This is a genomic window from Sorangium sp. So ce295 (genome assembly GCF_051527405.1).
GTDB lineage: Bacteria > Myxococcota_A > Polyangia > Polyangiales > Polyangiaceae > Sorangium > Sorangium cellulosum_B.
This window is the reverse complement of sequence record NZ_CP150324.1, coordinates 5,084,712-5,099,663: the sequence shown is the minus strand read 5'-3', so window position 1 is coordinate 5,099,663 and position 14,952 is coordinate 5,084,712. Positions and strand designations below refer to the sequence as shown.

Annotated in this window: 11 protein-coding genes and 1 pseudogene; 7 read left to right on the top strand and 5 right to left on the bottom strand. The window is 72.8% G+C overall.

Annotated elements, in window-relative coordinates; all coding sequences use genetic code 11:
• Positions 1–5 precede the first annotated feature (5 nt).
• Together WMF11_RS19260 and WMF11_RS19255 are read left to right on the top strand one after the other, a co-directional pair.
• Positions 6–437 (top strand): secondary thiamine-phosphate synthase enzyme YjbQ, encoded by a 432-nt coding sequence (locus WMF11_RS19260; RefSeq protein WP_437978497.1) that lies wholly within the window; start codon positions 6–8, stop codon positions 435–437.
• 187 nt (positions 438–624) lie between these two features.
• Positions 625–1,374, top strand: coding sequence for a lysophospholipid acyltransferase family protein (locus WMF11_RS19255; protein WP_437553615.1), 750 nt, complete (start codon positions 625–627; stop codon positions 1,372–1,374).
• Positions 1,375–1,397: 23 nt separating this feature from the next.
• Here WMF11_RS19255 and WMF11_RS19250 read toward each other — a convergent pair whose 3' ends face one another.
• Positions 1,398–2,249 (bottom strand): SGNH/GDSL hydrolase family protein, encoded by an 852-nt coding sequence (locus WMF11_RS19250; RefSeq protein WP_437978496.1) that lies wholly within the window; start codon positions 2,247–2,249, stop codon positions 1,398–1,400.
• 170 nt (positions 2,250–2,419) lie between these two features.
• Between WMF11_RS19250 and WMF11_RS19245 the strand changes: the two genes are divergently transcribed.
• Positions 2,420–3,799, top strand: a complete 1,380-nt coding sequence (locus tag WMF11_RS19245; RefSeq protein ID WP_437553612.1) for a M50 family metallopeptidase — start codon at positions 2,420–2,422, stop codon at positions 3,797–3,799.
• Positions 3,800–3,817: 18 nt separating this feature from the next.
• A complete protein-coding gene (gene dut, locus WMF11_RS19240; RefSeq protein ID WP_437767805.1) occupies positions 3,818–4,276 on the top strand; it encodes a dUTP diphosphatase in 459 nt (152 codons plus the stop codon).
• Positions 4,277–5,081: 805 nt separating this feature from the next.
• Here dut and WMF11_RS19235 read toward each other — a convergent pair.
• A pseudogene (locus WMF11_RS19235) lies at positions 5,082–5,963 on the bottom strand (serine/threonine-protein kinase); the annotation flags it as partial.
• 208 nt (positions 5,964–6,171) lie between these two features.
• Between WMF11_RS19235 and WMF11_RS19230 the strand changes: the two are divergent.
• Both WMF11_RS19230 and WMF11_RS19225 read left to right on the top strand, forming a co-directional pair.
• Positions 6,172–8,913, top strand: coding sequence for a phosphoenolpyruvate carboxylase (locus tag WMF11_RS19230; RefSeq protein WP_437553608.1), 2,742 nt, complete (start codon positions 6,172–6,174; stop codon positions 8,911–8,913).
• A gap of 167 nt (positions 8,914–9,080) precedes the next feature.
• On the top strand, positions 9,081–10,280 hold the full coding sequence (locus tag WMF11_RS19225) for a 6-phosphofructokinase (protein ID WP_437553606.1): 1,200 nt from the start codon (positions 9,081–9,083) through the stop codon (positions 10,278–10,280).
• A 91-nt stretch (positions 10,281–10,371) separates the two neighbouring features.
• Here the strand turns inward: WMF11_RS19225 and WMF11_RS19220 are convergent, their stop codons facing one another.
• The 3 genes from WMF11_RS19220 to WMF11_RS19210 all read right to left on the bottom strand — a co-directional run bounded on the left by WMF11_RS19220 (position 10,372) and on the right by WMF11_RS19210 (position 12,988).
• The gene (locus WMF11_RS19220) at positions 10,372–11,250 is read right to left on the bottom strand and encodes an NmrA family NAD(P)-binding protein (protein WP_437978495.1); all 879 of its coding nucleotides are present in this window, start codon (positions 11,248–11,250) and stop codon (positions 10,372–10,374) included.
• A 116-nt stretch (positions 11,251–11,366) separates the two neighbouring features.
• Positions 11,367–12,374, bottom strand: coding sequence for an anion permease (locus WMF11_RS19215; protein ID WP_437909836.1), 1,008 nt, complete (start codon positions 12,372–12,374; stop codon positions 11,367–11,369).
• Positions 12,371–12,988 carry a DUF47 domain-containing protein gene (locus tag WMF11_RS19210; RefSeq protein ID WP_437872830.1) on the bottom strand — a complete coding sequence of 206 codons (618 nt, stop codon included), beginning with the start codon at positions 12,986–12,988 and terminating at the stop codon, positions 12,371–12,373. The genes WMF11_RS19215 and WMF11_RS19210 overlap by 4 nt, the downstream gene beginning before the upstream one ends.
• A gap of 124 nt (positions 12,989–13,112) precedes the next feature.
• On the opposite strand from WMF11_RS19210, the gene WMF11_RS19205 reads away from it, so the two are divergent.
• A complete protein-coding gene (locus WMF11_RS19205; RefSeq protein WP_437978494.1) occupies positions 13,113–14,915 on the top strand; it encodes an ATP-binding protein in 1,803 nt (600 codons plus the stop codon).
• The last annotated feature ends 37 nt before the right edge of the window (positions 14,916–14,952 follow it).

Here is a 14,952-nt window from a genome sequence, read left to right as displayed (position 1 = left end):
GCGCGGTGACCACCATCGTCCAGCGCACGCTCGAGATCCGCACGAACGGCCGGGGTTTCGTCGATATCACGCGCGAGGTCGCGCGCGTCGTCGCCGACGCGGGCGTCGACGTCGGGCTCTGCGCCGTGTTCCTGCAGCACACGTCCGCGAGCCTCATCCTCCAGGAAAACGCCGATCCGGCCGTCCTCCGCGACCTGGAGCGCTGGATGTCCCGCCTCGCCCCGGAGGGCCGCGAGTACGAGCACGACGACGAGGGCCCCGACGACATGCCGGGCCACCTCAGGAGCGCCGTCACCCGCTCGAGCGAGGTGATCCCGATCTCCGGCGGCCGCCTCGCGCTCGGGACCTGGCAAGCCCTGTATGTCTGGGAGCACCGTAGTTCTCCCCACGGGCGCCGCGTGGTAGTGACCGTGACCGGCACCACAGCCGGGGGTTGAGTGGTATACTTTGCGGCGTTCGCGTACGGACGAGCAGTGGACGAGTGCTGGATGAGCGCTGCATGAGCACTGGATGAGCTCGGCGCCCCTCGGGGTTGCTTGCCCGCCGCGTAAGGCAGGGCCTGCCCGGTCGCCAGCGCGCCACGCGATCCCCTCACCTTTCAGCGGAATCAGCGGGAAGAGAGCGATGAGCCTTCAGACGACGTTCATGGGAATCTTCGACACTGCCCGGATCTGCTTTCCGACCGTGGTGGACGCGATGATCGGGCGTGTGACCCTCGAGCGCTGCGATGAGCGGCTGGACTGGTGGGCGCGCAAGGTGCTCGAGGACGCGGACGTGGATCTGGTGGTGCGCGGGCGCGAGCACGCCTCGGGCACACGGCCGTTCGTCGTGATGTCGAACCACCAGAGCCTCTTCGACATCCCGGTGGTGTTCCGCGCGATCCCCGGCCGGCTCCGGATGATCGCCAAGAAGGAGCTGTTCAACGTGCCGATCTTCGGCCAGGCGATGAAGGCGGCGGGGTTCATCCGGATCAACCGGAGCGATCATGTCCAGGCCAGCGCGAGCCTGCAGGTCGGCGCGTCCATGCTGCAGGACGGGACCCGGGTCTGGATCGCGCCGGAGGGGACGCGGAGCAAGACCGGCGCGCTCCTCCCGTTCAAGAGCGGCGGCTTCCGGATGGCGATCGAGACGAACACGCCCATCCTCCCGGTGGCGATCGACGGCACGCGGCACGTGCTCCGGGCCAAGGATTTCGTTGTGCAGGAGCACCACCGGGTGGTGGTCACGATCATGCCGCCGATCGATCCTGCGCCCTACGGCGCCGGGGGCCGCAACCGGCTGATGCGCGACGTGAGGGCGGCGATCGCAGGGGCGCTCGGCCACGATCCTGGGCTGATCCACCGCGGCGCGGGCGTGGCGACGTCGGCGGCGTAAGACGCCGGCCGGTCAGCTCGGAATCACTCCGCCCGCCGCTCGGATGCCTGCTCGCCTCGCTGGACGGCGCTCTCCGGGGCGTCCGCCCGGGAGCGGTGCTCCTCCGGCGGAGACGGCCGGAGCGCCCAGGGGCTGTGCGCCGGCGCCGCCTCGCCGGCCGGAAGGTGCTCCGCCGTGAGCCAGCTCCAGAAGGCCTCGGCCCAGCGCGCGCCGCCCACCTCGTTCGGGTGGATCTTGTCCTTCTGCCGCGGGAGGGGGCCCGGCACCAGCGCGTCGGAGTCGAAGAAGCGGCACGGGGCCGAGTTCGTCCGGATCACGTCGATGATGCCGGTGTCCTTGCGCCAGAGCGGCGGCGACACCCACACGCACGGGCGACCGCCGATCGCCTTGACGATGCGGCGGATCGCCCCGGCGTGGGCCGGCGGGTTGACGTTCTCCACCTCGTTGGCGCCCAGGCTGATGATCACGAGGTCCGGCTGGTAGTTCGCGACCAGGAGCTCCATCCTGGAAGCCCACGTCACCGTGTACGAGCTGGTCTCGGCCTTCACCGCGTAGCGCACGCGGTGCTCCTGCATCCGCGGGCGGAGCGCCTGCGCGAAGCCCGCCACCGCGAACGAGTCGCCGACGTGGAGGACCGCCGTGTTGGGCGGAACCTCGAACGCGGGCGGCGCGGCGGCCGTCGGCGCGGCAGCGGCCTCGGCCGGCGCGGAGGCCCCGGGCGGGCGGGCGGCGGCCGGCGCGGACGCCTCGGGCGGCGCCGCGGGCGCCGGCGCGGCCTCGGGGGATGGCGGGGGCGCCGGTGCGGCGCCGCACGCCATGCCCGCCGCGGCGACCCCGGCGAGCGCCCATCTCCTGACCCAGATCTCCCTGCCCATGCTCGCTCCCGACGCCGCGCGCGGCCTGGAAGAAGGGGCGCGGCGCGTCCTCTGGCGCTCCACGCGCGCCGCGCTCCTGCCTGGCCGCACGCAACGCCGCGCACTCTACGGCCGGCCGCGTCCGCACGGCAATCATTGAGCGAACGGCCCGCACGGCTTATTACATGCGCATGAGCTTCCGTCTGTTTGGAGTCTCGGTCGACGTCCAGCTCTGGTTCTGGCTCTCCGCCGCCCTGCTCGGGTACGGGATCCTGGCCAGTCAGCAGTACCAGCTGTTCCTCGTCTGGATCCTCGTGGTCTTCCTGTCGGTCCTGATGCACGAGTTCGGCCACGCGCTCGCCATCAAGCGGTACCGGATCGAGCCGGAGATCACGCTCCACTTCATGGGTGGGACCACGACCTGGCGCTCGCTCCTGCCCCTCGGGCGGCTCCAGCACGTGCTGATCAGCCTGGCAGGCCCCTTCGCCGGCTTCCTCGTCGCCGGGGTCCTTCACCTCGTGCTCAGCTATGTTCCGGCGCTCTACGCCCTCCCGACCCTGGTGCTGAGCGGGATGGAGATGCTCATCAAGGTCAACGTGTGGTGGGGTCTCCTCAACCTGATCCCCGTGCTCCCGTTCGACGGCGGCCACGTCCTCGAGCACGCGCTCGGCCCGAAGCGGGCCCGGCTGACGGCGGCCATCTCGGGCATCACCGCCGTGCTCCTCGCCATCTTCTTCCTGAGGGCGGGGTTCTTCTTCTTCTCGTTCATCCTCGTCATGTCCGCGTTCCAGAGCCTGCAGCGGTTCCGCAGCGAGCCGGCGGCGCCGTCGCCCTCCATGAACCGCCGGCGAGCGGAGTTTCAGGAGGAGCCGATGCCGCCCGAGACGGCCGTCCTGCTCCAGCGGGCGCGCCGGGCCGTGGAGGACGAGCGGACGGGCGAAGCGATGGCGCTCTCGGCGGAGGTGCTCGCGCAGTCGCCGGCGCCGCCGAAGCGCGCGCTCCGGGAGGCGCACGAGCTCATCGGCTGGTCGCACCTGCTCCTCGGCGACGCGAAGCGCGCGGGGGAAGCGCTCGCGCAGGCGCGCAAGCAGGGCGAGCCTGACCCGGCGCTGGTCGGGGCGGTGCACCTCGCGCTCGGGGAGCTGAAGCAAGCGCGGAAGGTGCTCGAGGCGGCCCGGGAGGCCGGCGACGACCGGAAGGAGGTCGCGGGCCCGCTGATCCGGGTGCTCGTGGAGCAGGGCGAGGTGGCGCGGGCCGCGGCCGTGGCGCTGGACATCGTGGAGCAGCTCTCGGAGGACGACGCGCGGAGGATGGCGGAGATCGCGTTCGAGCGCGGCGCGTTCGACTGGTCGGCGCGGCTCTACGAGGCGATCTTCCGCCGCGTGGGCCTCGGCCAGGACGCGTACGACGCGGCGCGCGCGAGCGCCAAGGACGGGAACCTCGAGGGGGCGCTCGAGCTGCTCCGGCGCGCGGTGGAGGCCGGGTTCTCGGATCGGGCGCGGGCGTGGTCGGACTCGGCGCTCGAGGCGCTCCGGGGCTCGGCGCTCGAGGCGGTGCTGCCGCGCCCGTGACCGGCTAGGCTGCGCCGCGTGCGCATCCAGGTGCCTTTCCTTCGCGTGGGGCCGATCGAGGTCCCTCCCCCCGCCTACCAGTCCGAGGGAGCCGTCGGGCTCGATCTCTGCGCGGCCATCGAGGCGCCGGTCACGCTCGCGCCCGGGGAGCGGAAGCTCGTGCCCACGGGCTACGCGGTCGCCCTCCCCGATGGCCACGAGGGGCAGGTGCGGCCGCGCTCGGGGCTCGCGCTGCACCACGGCGTCACCGTGCTGAACAGCCCCGGGACGATCGATCCGGACTACCGCGGGGAGATCAAGGTCGTCCTGATCAACCTCGGCGCAGCGCCGTTCACGGTGCACCGCGGCGATCGGATCGCCCAGCTCGTGATCTGCCCGGTCGCCCTCGCCGACGTGGTCCTGGTCCCCGCGCTCGCGCCGACGGCGCGCGGCGCGGGCGGCTACGGATCGACGGGCGTGCGGCGCGAGGAGCCCTAAAGCGACAAACGGGTTGAAACCCCAAGAAAGAGCAGAAATTTCACAGGGAGGCGGGGAGCGAGAGACGGCACGAGGGAGAAATTCATTTTCTTCTTCCTCCCCGCCTCCCCGCCTCCCTGTGAAATTTCTCCGGGTTTCAACGTGATCGGTGCTAGCGGTCCGATGAGAACAGCCGGAACACCGCGATCCCGATGCCCAGGACCACGAGGCCCACCGCGACGTGGAAGAGCCCGATGGGGCCCACGCCGCCGATGGGGCCCACGCCGATGCGCTGGCCGCCGAAGAGCAGCGAGGCGGCCGCGAGATCGAGGAGGGTGATGACGACGCCCGCGCCGGCGAGCCGCACCGGCAACGCGAACATCGCCATGAGCTCCCCGGTGCTCAGGCTGGGGCGCGCTGGCGCGCGCTCCATCATCGGGGGCGGCATCCTCGACGGCGCATAGGACGGCCGCGCGAAGGGCGCGGGCGCGGGAGGAGACCAGTCCAGCGCGAGCGGCACGACCGGCTCGGTGGGGAGGCTGTGCGGCGGCAAGCGGCCGCCGCCGCGCTCCGGCAGGTGGAGCTCCCGGGCCGTCGCCTCCGCGAACGCCGTCGGCGCCGCGAGGGCGGTGCCCTGGAGGAGATCCTGCGACCGCGTCGATCCCGGTGACGAGGGCGATGCGGGCAACACCGAGGAGCGGCCGCGGGCGGCGGCCGGCGTGTGGCTCCGGCTGGGCACCGCGATCGGCGGAGCGCTCCGCGGCAGCCCGAGCGCCTGCTCGACCTCGTCCCAGAACGCCCCGATGTCCCGGAAGCGCTCGCGCGGATCCACGGCCAGCGCCCGCCGGAAGGCGGCCTCCAGCGCGTCGGGCACGAAGATGCCCTCGCTCCTCGGGGTGGGGCGGCGCTTCTCGTCGAGCACCGTGCCCATCATCGCCACGTGATCCCCGCCGATGATCTCGCGGCCGGCGAGCGCCTCGACGACGGTCACGGCGAGCCCCCAGACGTCGGTCCAGGGGCCCGTCTTGCCGAAGCGCTTCGGCGCCCACTGCTCGGGCGCCCCGTAGGCGGGCGTGAACGCCGTCGAGAGGCCGCCCGACGTGGTGGCGGTCTGGCCGGCCATGACCGTCGCGGCGTCGCGGGCGCGGGCGATGCCGAAGTCGAGGATCTTGACGACCTCCGCGCCGTGGATCTGGGCGAGGAAGATGTTCGCCGGCTTGAGATCGCGGTGCACCACGCACGTGGGGCCGCTCGGCCCGGGGAAGTGGTGCGCCGCCTCGAGCGCGCGCGCGACCGGCGCGAGCAGCCGGATCACCTCCCCCGGCGCGAGCAGCGGCGCTCCCATCGCCGCGCGGGAGGCGATGTGGCTCGCGAGCGTGCGGCCCTCGAGCCACTCCAGCGCGATGAACGGCACGAAGGCGCCGGTCGCGGTCGAGATCACGTCGTGGTGCAGCGGCCTGACGACGGCAGGGATCGCGGCCGACAGGCGGAACAACAGTTCCGCCTCCTCGCGAAATTTTTCAAGAAACTGCACGCGCAGCTGCTCGGGCAGCGTCGCCGGGACCTTGAGGCACTTCAGCGCGACCGGCGCTCGAAACGCCTCGTGGTACGCCCGATAGACGACGCCGAACCCCCCCTCGGCGACGACCCGCTCTACCTTGAACGCCCCCTGGGTCGTGCCGACGATCCCGAACACATCATCGGCCATCCGCCGGAGGGTACACGAGCTCGACGAGGCTTCGAAAGGGCGCGGATGAAGGGGCGATGCACGGACCGTGCTCGCACCCCCGCCCACCCGCCCAGGTCCCGAGGCGCGCCACCCGCCCCGGCGCCACCTCACCCCCGGCGCCACCGACCGTCCGCCCGGGCCACACTCGGTGGTCCGTTTTACGCCGCATCGCGCTAGGCTGGCGCCCATGCCGCCGCGTCGCCGCGAGGTCGATCGACCTCTTCGCAAAGAAGTTCGCCTGCTTGGACGCCTGCTCGGGGAAGTGTTGATCGAGCAGGAGGGAGAAGAGCTCTTCGCCATCGAGGAGCGCATCCGCACGCTCGCCATCCGCCGGCGGCGCGGCCCCAACGACGGCCGCGCGCACGCGGCCGCGGAGCTCAGCAAGCTGCTCGCGGAGCTGCCCCACGATCGCCTCGAGCCCGTCATCCGCGCGTTCACCGTCTACTTCCGGCTCGTCAACCTCGCGGAGCAGCACCACCGCATCCGCCGCGCGCGCGCGTACGCGACGGATCCCGGCGCGCGGCCGCAGCGCGGCTCGCTCGAGGCCGCGATGCACACGCTCAAGAAGGCCGGCGTGCCCGCGGAGCGCGTGCGGGCCGCGCTCAGGACGCTCGACGTCACGCTCACCTTCACCGCGCACCCGACCGAGGCGGCGCGGCGCACCGTCCTCGAGAAGCTCTACCGCATCGCGAAGAACCTCGAGCAGCACGATCGCTGCCAGCTGACGCCCGACGAGTCGGCGAGCAAGCTCGCCGAGATCCGCGAGGAGATCACCGCGCTCTGGCAGACCGACGAGGTGCGCCGCGATCGCCCCACCGTCGGCGACGAGGTGAAGAACGTCGCCTGGTACATCGAGGAGATCCTCTGGGATCTGCTCCCCGATCTGCCCGCGGCGATCGGGCGCGCGTTCGAGGCCGCGTACGGCGAGCCGCTGGACGCCGAGATCGTGCCGCTCCGGATCCACTCGTGGGTCGGCGCCGACATGGACGGCAACCCGTTCGTCGTGCCCGCCGTGCTCGAGGACGCGCTGTTCGCCTACCGCATCCGCGGGCTGCGCCGGCTCATCCGGGCGGCGCGCGACCTCGGCGGCGCGCTGTCGCAGTCGGTCCGGCACGTCACGCCGCCGCCCTGGCTGCTCGCCTCGATCGAGGAGGACGCCGCGGCGATGCCCGAGGTGTCCGCGCACTTCGGCCCGCGCACCGAGGGCGAGCCGTGGCGCCGCAAGCTGCACTTCATCGAGGCGCGCCTCACCGCGACGCTCGAGCACGCGGAGAACGGCCGCGCGGAGGCGCGCGCGCGCTCCGGGCAGGGCCCCACGCGCGAGGGGCGCGCCTTCGTGCGCCCCGAGGAGCCGACGCTCGCGATCCCCTACCGCGAGCCCGCGGAGCTCGAGCGCGATCTCGCGGTCGTCGCCGACAGCCTGCGCGCCGCGCGCTGCGCGAGCTCCGGCGAGCGGCGCGCCCGCGGGCTGCTCTCGCAGGTGCGCGCGCTGGGGTTCGCGCTCGCGGAGCTCGAGATGCGCGCGCCGGCCGAGGACGCGCGCGCTTCTGCCGCCTGCCTCGCGGAGGGCCGGGTCGAGCCGGCGCAGATGACGCCCGAGGCGCGCCGCGTGTTCGAGGCGCTCCAGCGCATCGCCGCGGCGCAGCGCGACGGCGGCGAGTCGTCCTGCCGCACCCTCATCCTGTCGATGACCCAGAGCGAGCACGACGTGCTCGCCGCGCTCGCGAGCGCGAAGGCCGCCGGGCTGTGGGACGAGGCGCGCTCGTGCGCGCGGATCGACGTCGTGCCGCTGTTCGAGTCGCTCGGCGCGCTGAACGACAGCGCGAGGATCCTGCGCGCGCTGCTCGCGCACCCGGAGTATCGCCCGCACGTCCTCGCCCGCGGCGTGCAGGAGGTGATGATCGGCTACAGCGACTCCGGCAAGGAGGTCGGCCTGCTCGCGGCGAGCGCGGCGCTCCGGCGCGTGCAGGAGACGCTGCCGAAGATCGCCGCCGAGGCGGAGCTGCCGCTCCGCGTCTTCCACGGCCGCGGCGAGTCGGTGGCGCGCGGCGGCGGACCGGCGCACCAGGCGCTGCTCGCCCTGCCGGCCGGCAGCGTCGGCGGCCGCTACAAGGCGACCGAGCAGGGAGAGGCGCTCGACCACAAGTACGCGCGCCCCGAGCTCGCGATGCGCACGCTGGAGATCATGCTGAGCGGCGTGCTCCTGCACACGCTGGGCGCGCAGCCGCGGCCGCCCGCCGCGTCCGAGCTGCGCTTCGCCGCGGCGTTCGACGAGCTCGCCGAGACGGGCCGGCGCGCCTACCGCGCGCTCGTCTGGGAGGAGCCCAAGTTCGTGGAGTTCTTCACGGCCGTGACCCCGATCGACGAGATCGCGCGCCTGCCGCTCGGCTCGCGCCCGAGCAAGCGGCGCGCGGGCGGCCTGGAGTCGCTGCGCGCGATCCCGTGGGTCTTCGCGTGGACCCAGAACCGGGCCATCCTCCCGGGGTGGTACGGCGTCGGCAGCGGCCTGGAGGCCATGGGCCAGCGCCCCGAGGGCGCGGAGCTGCTGAAGGAGATGATGGCGTCGTGGCCGTTCTTCCGGGCGGTCATCGACAACGTCGAGATGGTGCTCGCGAAGGCCGACATGACGATCTTCGCGGGCTACGCGGAGCTCGCGCCGGCCGCCGCGCGCAAGGCGGTCGCGCCGCGGATCATCGCGGAATACAAGCGGACGCGGTCGTGGCTCAAGCGGCTCACGGGCAACCGGCGGCTGCTCGAGGGCAACCCGACGCTCCAGCGGTCCATCTCGCTGCGCAATCCTTACGTCGACCCCCTTTCATTCCTGCAAGTCGAGCTCCTGCGGGCGAGCCGCGGCGGGGACACGGGGCGCGATCGCTCGCTCCTGCTCACGCTGAACGGCATCGCCGCCGGCATGCGCAACACGGGGTGAACGGCGCGCCTTCGGCGCCGCGCGCTCGCTCGACGCCGCGCGGCGCGGCGCGCTCGCTCGACGCCGCGCGGCGCTGTCGTCCAACGCCCGGCGTCGTCAAACAACGAGCGCGAACGCGTGACAATCGCTCAGCCAACCTCGTCGTCGCGTGGTAGAAGGCCGGCGCCATGACCAGCATCGTCGAGTTCGGACGTCCCGACACCCTCCCGGCATCGGACAAGCGCCTGCTGCTCGTCTTCGACGGCGGCAACGCCCCTGGCTACTCCTCGGTCGCCGTCGCGCTGACCGAGGAGGCGGCGCGGCGAGGCTACGAGGTGTGGGCCGCGACCGAGGGCTTCCGCTCGCTGACCGCGGACGCGCGCGCCCAGCCCCAGTTCGAGCGCCTCATCATGAGCCGCCGCCAGCGCTACGATCTGCTCGCGCAGGGCATCCCGGCGCGCTCGATGGGGCGGCGCGTGCTCGACGCGGGCAGCGATTTCCGCAGCGAGCGCTACTCCGGCTTCCTCGATCGCGAGAAGCGCAAGCAGGCCGCCGCGACCTTCAAGGCGCAGGGGTTCACGCACCTCATCTGCGTCGGCGGCAACGGCACGTTCGAGGGCATCAAGGCGTGGCTCGACGAGTTCGAGGTGCGGCCGCAGGCCGGCTTCGTGAACGTCTCCATCGACAACGATCTGGAGGGCGATCGGGCGATCGGCTTCCTGTCCGGCGTGGAGACGGGCGCGACCATCGCGCGCGGGCTCTACGAGGACGCTTATACGCACAAGCGCATCTACATCCTCGAGATGATGGGCAACCGCAGCGGGCGGCACGCGCTGCACTGCGCGGTGGCTGCCCGGGCGCACCTCATCGTGCTCCCCTTCTTCCGCTTCCCGCAGGACGTGCTGAGCGAGCTCGCCGACGGCCTCAAGCGCGCCGACTACGCGCTCGTGGTCGTGGCCGAGGGCTACGAGGCCGAGCGCCGCCGCAAGGAGCACCCCGGCATGTCGGCGAGCGAGTTCCTGAAGAAGCAGCTCGAGGGCGCGGGGCTCCGCGACTCGCCGGACAAGCGCGTGATCGCGGAGCCGTTCAGCCGGTATATCCGCGGCATCCGCCCCGCCTTCCTCGACGTCTCGGCCGCCTTCCTCAAGGGGTCGCTGCTGCTCGCGGCGTTCGACGAGGGGCGCACCGAGGTGATGCCGTACGTGCTCGCCGCGAACGACGTCGGCGTGCTCGACTTCGCCTCGATACGCCGCGAGGACGGGGTGGAGCGGGCGTTCCTGCCGCTGCTCGACCGGCTCGACCTGAACCGCTTCAAGACCTGGATCCTCGACCACTTCATCAGCCTCGGGGCGGCCCGACCGAGCCGCGCGCCGTCGCACGTCGGATGAGCGCCGCGCCCGCGCGGGCCGGGTGAGCCCGGCGCGCGGGGCAGGTGGACCGGCGGACCGCGCGCCGGATCGACGCGACGCCCTCGCAGGCTCACGCGACGGCTCGGGTCAGCGCGCCCGCGAGGTGCTCGCGCGCCCAGTCCTCGAAGCGCCGCCACCCGACCTCCGGGTAGGCGGCGCGGAGCGCCCCGAGGTCCACGCCGTGACCTTCGCGCGTGAGCCAGCGGAACATGGCCGCGAGGTCCTCGCTGCGCGCGCGCACCTCGGCGAGCGGCACCTCGGCGTAGCGGATCTCGCGGCCGGCCACGCGGGAAAGCGCCGACACGGCCTCGGCGCCGGTGAGCTCGTCGGACGCGAGCTCGATCCGGTGCCCGAGGAAGTCGCGCTGGCGCTCGAGCACGAGCGCCGCGAACCGCCCCACGTCGTCGGCCGCGATCTGCTGCAGCGGGCAGCCCGCCGGGAGCGGGGCGGCGTACACGCCGCGCCGGAGGCCGAGGCGCGCCGCGGGCGTGAGCAGGCTCTCCATCAGGCACACCGGGGCGAGGATCGTGCAAGGCACGCCGAGCGCGGTGATGTGCCGCTCGACGGTCGCCTTGCTCTCGAAATGGGGGACGCCCGTGCCCCGGTCGGCGCTCGCGACCGAGGTGTACACGAGGTGCGCGCCGCCCGCGGCCCTCGCGCCCTCGGCGGCGGCGAGGCCGAGCCGCAGCTCCGCCTCGACGGCCGCGAGCCCGCCCTCAATGGGCGAGCCCATGGCGAAGACCGCGTCGACGCCGGCCGCCGCGCGCGCGATCGAGCGGGGCTCGTCGGCGCTGCCCTGGACGACCTCGACGCCGAGCTCGATGAGCCGCGCCGCGGTCGGATCGCCAGGCCTGGCGGAGAACGCCCGCACGCGGTGCCCGCGGGCGAGCAGGGCCCGCGCGACCGCCCCTCCCGGCGCCACCGTCGCCCCCGTCACGAGCGCCCGCATGGTCGCGCTATGGAGATCGGCGGCGCGCTTCGTAAGTCCCAGGGCGGGCCGCGCGAGCGAGGCGCCTGCTCGCCTGCGTGGCGTCATGCGGCGCGGCGCCGCGCTCGCCCGCGCGATCAGGGCTGGCCGCTGATGACGTTCGCGATGGTGTAGGCGATCGCGGCGAGGACGGCCGAGGCGGGGATCGTGAAGATCCAGGCCCAGACGATGCGTCCGGCGACGCCCCAGCGGACCGCGGAGAGGCGCCCGCTCGTGGCGCCGACGCCGACGATCGCGCCCGTGATCGTGTGGGTCGTGCTCACGGGGATGCCGAGCGCCGTGGCGCTGAACAGCGTCGCCGCGCCGGCCGTCTCGGCCGCGAAGCCGCCCACCGGCTTCAGCTTCGTGATCTTCATCCCCATGGTCTTCACGATGCGCCAGCCGCCGGAGAGCGTGCCGAGGCCCATCGCCGCGTGGCAGACGAGCACGACCCAGAGCATCGGCTCCGGCTCCTTGCCGCCCTCCTGGAGCCCCGCGGAGATGAGGAGCGCCGTGATGATGCCCATCGTCTTCTGAGCGTCGTTGCCGCCGTGCCCGAGCGAGTAGGCGGCCGCGGAGAGCAGCTGCAGCCGCCGGAACCGGGTGCTCACCTTCTTGGGCGTCCAGCCCCGCGCGAGCCACCGGATGGCGTGCATGAGCGAGAACCCGATGACCGCGCCGAGCAAGGGCGACACCAGGATGAACGCCGCCGTCTTGCCGAAGACCGTCGCGTCGAGCACCGACAGCCGCCCTGCGCTCTTCACCGCGGCCCCGGCGAACGCGCCCATGAGCGCGTGCGACGACGACGACGGCAGCCCCCACCACCACGTGAGCAGGTTCCAGATGATCGCGCCGAGCAGGCCGCCCAGGATGACGTTCGGCGTGATGAACCCCGGCTCGACGCCCTTCGCGATGTTCCGCGCCACCGTGGGCTCGAACAGCGCGAACGCGATGAAATTGAAGGCGGCCGCCCAGAGCACCGCGGTGCGCGGCGACAGGACGCGCGTCGAGACGACCGTGGCGATCGAGTTCGCGGCGTCGTGAAAGCCGTTGATGTAATCAAACACCAGCGCGATGATGAGGATGGCGAGGATGTAGGTCGTCATGCGTGCTCGAGCACGATGCCCTCGATGATGTTCGCGACGTCCTCGCAGCGGTCGGTCGCGTGCTCCAAGAGGTCATAGATGTCACGCCACTTCATCACGAGGAGCGGGTCGTTCCCCTTCTTGAAGAGCGCCGCCAACCCGTTGCGGTAGTGCGCGTCCGCCGCGTTCTCGATCTTGTTGATCTCGACGCAGAGCTCGAGGAGATTCGGCTGTTTCTTCAGATCCCTGAGGGACTGGATGGCGGAGCTCATGACGGTGCACGCGTCGACGACATCCTGCGCGAGCAGCCGCGCGTCCGGCAGGGCGCTCGTGATCTCGAAGAGCACGAGCCTCACGCTCGCCGCCTCGATGCAGTCGAGCACGTCGTCGAGGCGGGTGATGAGCGCGTGGATCTCCTCGCGATCCAGCGGCGTGATCCACGTCTGGTGGAGGGCGGCCAGGCACTCGTGGGTGATCTTGTCGGCCTCGTCCTCGAGGTCGGAGATCCGCTGCACCAGGGCCGGGGCGTCGTCGAGCCGGTCGAGCATCTCCAGGAGGAGCTCGCTCGCTGCGACGCTCTTTCGCGCATGGTTGGCCAGAGCGTCGAAGAAGACTGCGTCACGGGTCAATCCCATGGGGCCGGGCGTTTACCCCGTTTCCCCACATCACGTCAACGAGTCGTCATGGAACGGACAAAACCAGGTAACGTAAGGATCTTCGCCCACGTCGCGCGCGGCGTGAGCCCGGCGCGCTGGTGACATGGGTATACGAAGCAAGCTCATCGCGTTCGCGGTGGGGATCGCGATCCTCGCGGCGCTGGTGTTCGACGGCTATGTCCTGAGGACGCTCGGGGCAGAGCTCTCGGCGCACACGGAGGACGACCTGGCGACGCGGACGGCGCTCGTCACCGAGGTCGCCGCGAGGTCACGAGACCTCGCGGCCGAGGCGCCCGCCCTCGCGACGGCGCTGTCGAAGCTCGCAGGAGGGCGCGTCACGTTCATCGATCCGCAGGGCGCGGTGCGGGGCGACTCGTCGGTCGCGCCGGAGGGGCTCGGCCAGCTCGACACGCACGCGACGCGCGACGAGGTCGCCGACGCGCGGCACCAGGGCACGGGGCGCAGCGAGCGCGTGAGCAAGACGACGCGGATGCGGATGCTCTACGCCGCGCAGCGGCTCGATCGCCCGGACGGGCCGTGGGTGGTGCGGGTCGCGTTCGAGCCGGTCGCGATCGACCGCAGCCTGTCCGCCGCCCGCACGCGCGTTGTGGAGGGCACCCTCCTGGCCCTCGCGCTCGCCGTCGCCGCGGCGCTCGCCGGGGCGCGCGCCCTCTCCGGGCGGCTCGTCTACCTGACGGGCGTCGCGCGGGAGATGCGGGCCGATCTCGGCCGGCGCGCGCGCATGCAGGGGCACGACGAGATCGCCACGCTGGGCGGCGCGCTGGACGATCTCGCCGAGAGCCTGGAGCTGTCGCGGCGCGAGCTCGGGGGCGAGGGAGAGCGCTTCGGCGCGGTGCTCGAGTCGATGCGCGAGGGCGTGCTGGTCACGGACGAGAAGGGCGACATCACGCTGGTCAACCCGGCGCTCTCGCAGCTGCTCGGCATCCGCAGGGACCCGGTCGGTCGCCCGCCGCTCGAGGTGCTGCGCTCGTCGAGCCTGCACGAGCTGCTCGAGGAGGTCGCGCTCGCGCGCGCGGCGGCGACGCGCGAGATCGAGATCGCGCCCGCGGCGCCAGGCGTGGCCGGGCCTCCGGGGCGCCGCGTCCTGCTCGTGAACGCCGCGCCGCTCGCGCTGCCGGCGCAGAGCCGCGGGGCGGCGGGGGTCGTCGCCGTCTTCTTCGACGTGACGGAGCTCCGGCGCATCGAGGGCCTGCAGCGCAACTTCATCGCCAACGCGTCGCACGAGCTGCGCACGCCGGTCGCGTCGATCCGCGCGAGCAGCGAGACGCTGCTCGGCGGCGCGCTCGACGACCCGGAGGCGGCGCGCGATTTCGTCGAGGTGATCGATCGGAACGCGACCCGGCTGCACCGGCTCGTGGACGATCTGCTCGACCTGTCGCGCATCGAGGGCGGCGAGCGGCCGCTCTCGCCGGGCACGCTCGACCTCTCGGTGCAGGCGGAGGCAGCGGTGGCGCTCCTGCGCGGGCGCGCGATGGAGAGGCACACCGACGTGAAGATCGACGTGGCGCCAGGCACGCTCGTCGCGGCGGATCCGCGCGCGCTGGACCAGATCTTGACCAACCTCGTCGACAACGCGATCCATCACACGCCGAACGGCTCGCACGTGGTGGTGCGCGCGCGGGCCGCGAACGGGCGCGTCGTCCTGGAGGTCGAGGACGACGGTCCGGGCATCCCTGCGGTGCACCAGGCCCGCGTCTTCGATCGGTTCTACCGGGTGGATCCGGGCCGCTCCCGCGCGTCGGGCGGCACCGGGCTCGGCCTGTCCATCGCGAAGCACCTCGTCGAGGCGATGAGCGGCGACATCACGGTGACGACCGGCGCGGCCGGCGGCGCGCTCTTCCGGATCACGCTGCCGAGCGCGCCGGCCGGCGCCCAGAAGAAGTAGGCCCGGCGGCGCTGGAGCCGGCCTCGCCGAGGCGGGG

Bases quoted from the DNA above. Each gene is read 5' to 3' on its own strand.
- WMF11_RS19255 (WP_437553615.1), top strand. From the start codon at position 625: ATGAGCCTTCAGACGACGTTCATGGGAATCTTCGACACTGCCCGGATC.
- WMF11_RS19250 (WP_437978496.1), bottom strand. From the start codon at position 2,249: ATGGGCAGGGAGATCTGGGTCAGGAGATGGGCGCTCGCCGGGGTCGCC.
- WMF11_RS19245 (WP_437553612.1), top strand. From the start codon at position 2,420: ATGAGCTTCCGTCTGTTTGGAGTCTCGGTCGACGTCCAGCTCTGGTTC.
- WMF11_RS19230 (WP_437553608.1), top strand. From the start codon at position 6,172: ATGCCGCCGCGTCGCCGCGAGGTCGATCGACCTCTTCGCAAAGAAGTT.
- WMF11_RS19225 (WP_437553606.1), top strand. From the start codon at position 9,081: ATGACCAGCATCGTCGAGTTCGGACGTCCCGACACCCTCCCGGCATCG.
- WMF11_RS19220 (WP_437978495.1), bottom strand. From the start codon at position 11,250: ATGCGGGCGCTCGTGACGGGGGCGACGGTGGCGCCGGGAGGGGCGGTC.
- WMF11_RS19215 (WP_437909836.1), bottom strand. From the start codon at position 12,374: ATGACGACCTACATCCTCGCCATCCTCATCATCGCGCTGGTGTTTGAT.
- WMF11_RS19210 (WP_437872830.1), bottom strand. From the start codon at position 12,988: ATGGGATTGACCCGTGACGCAGTCTTCTTCGACGCTCTGGCCAACCAT.
- WMF11_RS19205 (WP_437978494.1), top strand. From the start codon at position 13,113: ATGGGTATACGAAGCAAGCTCATCGCGTTCGCGGTGGGGATCGCGATC.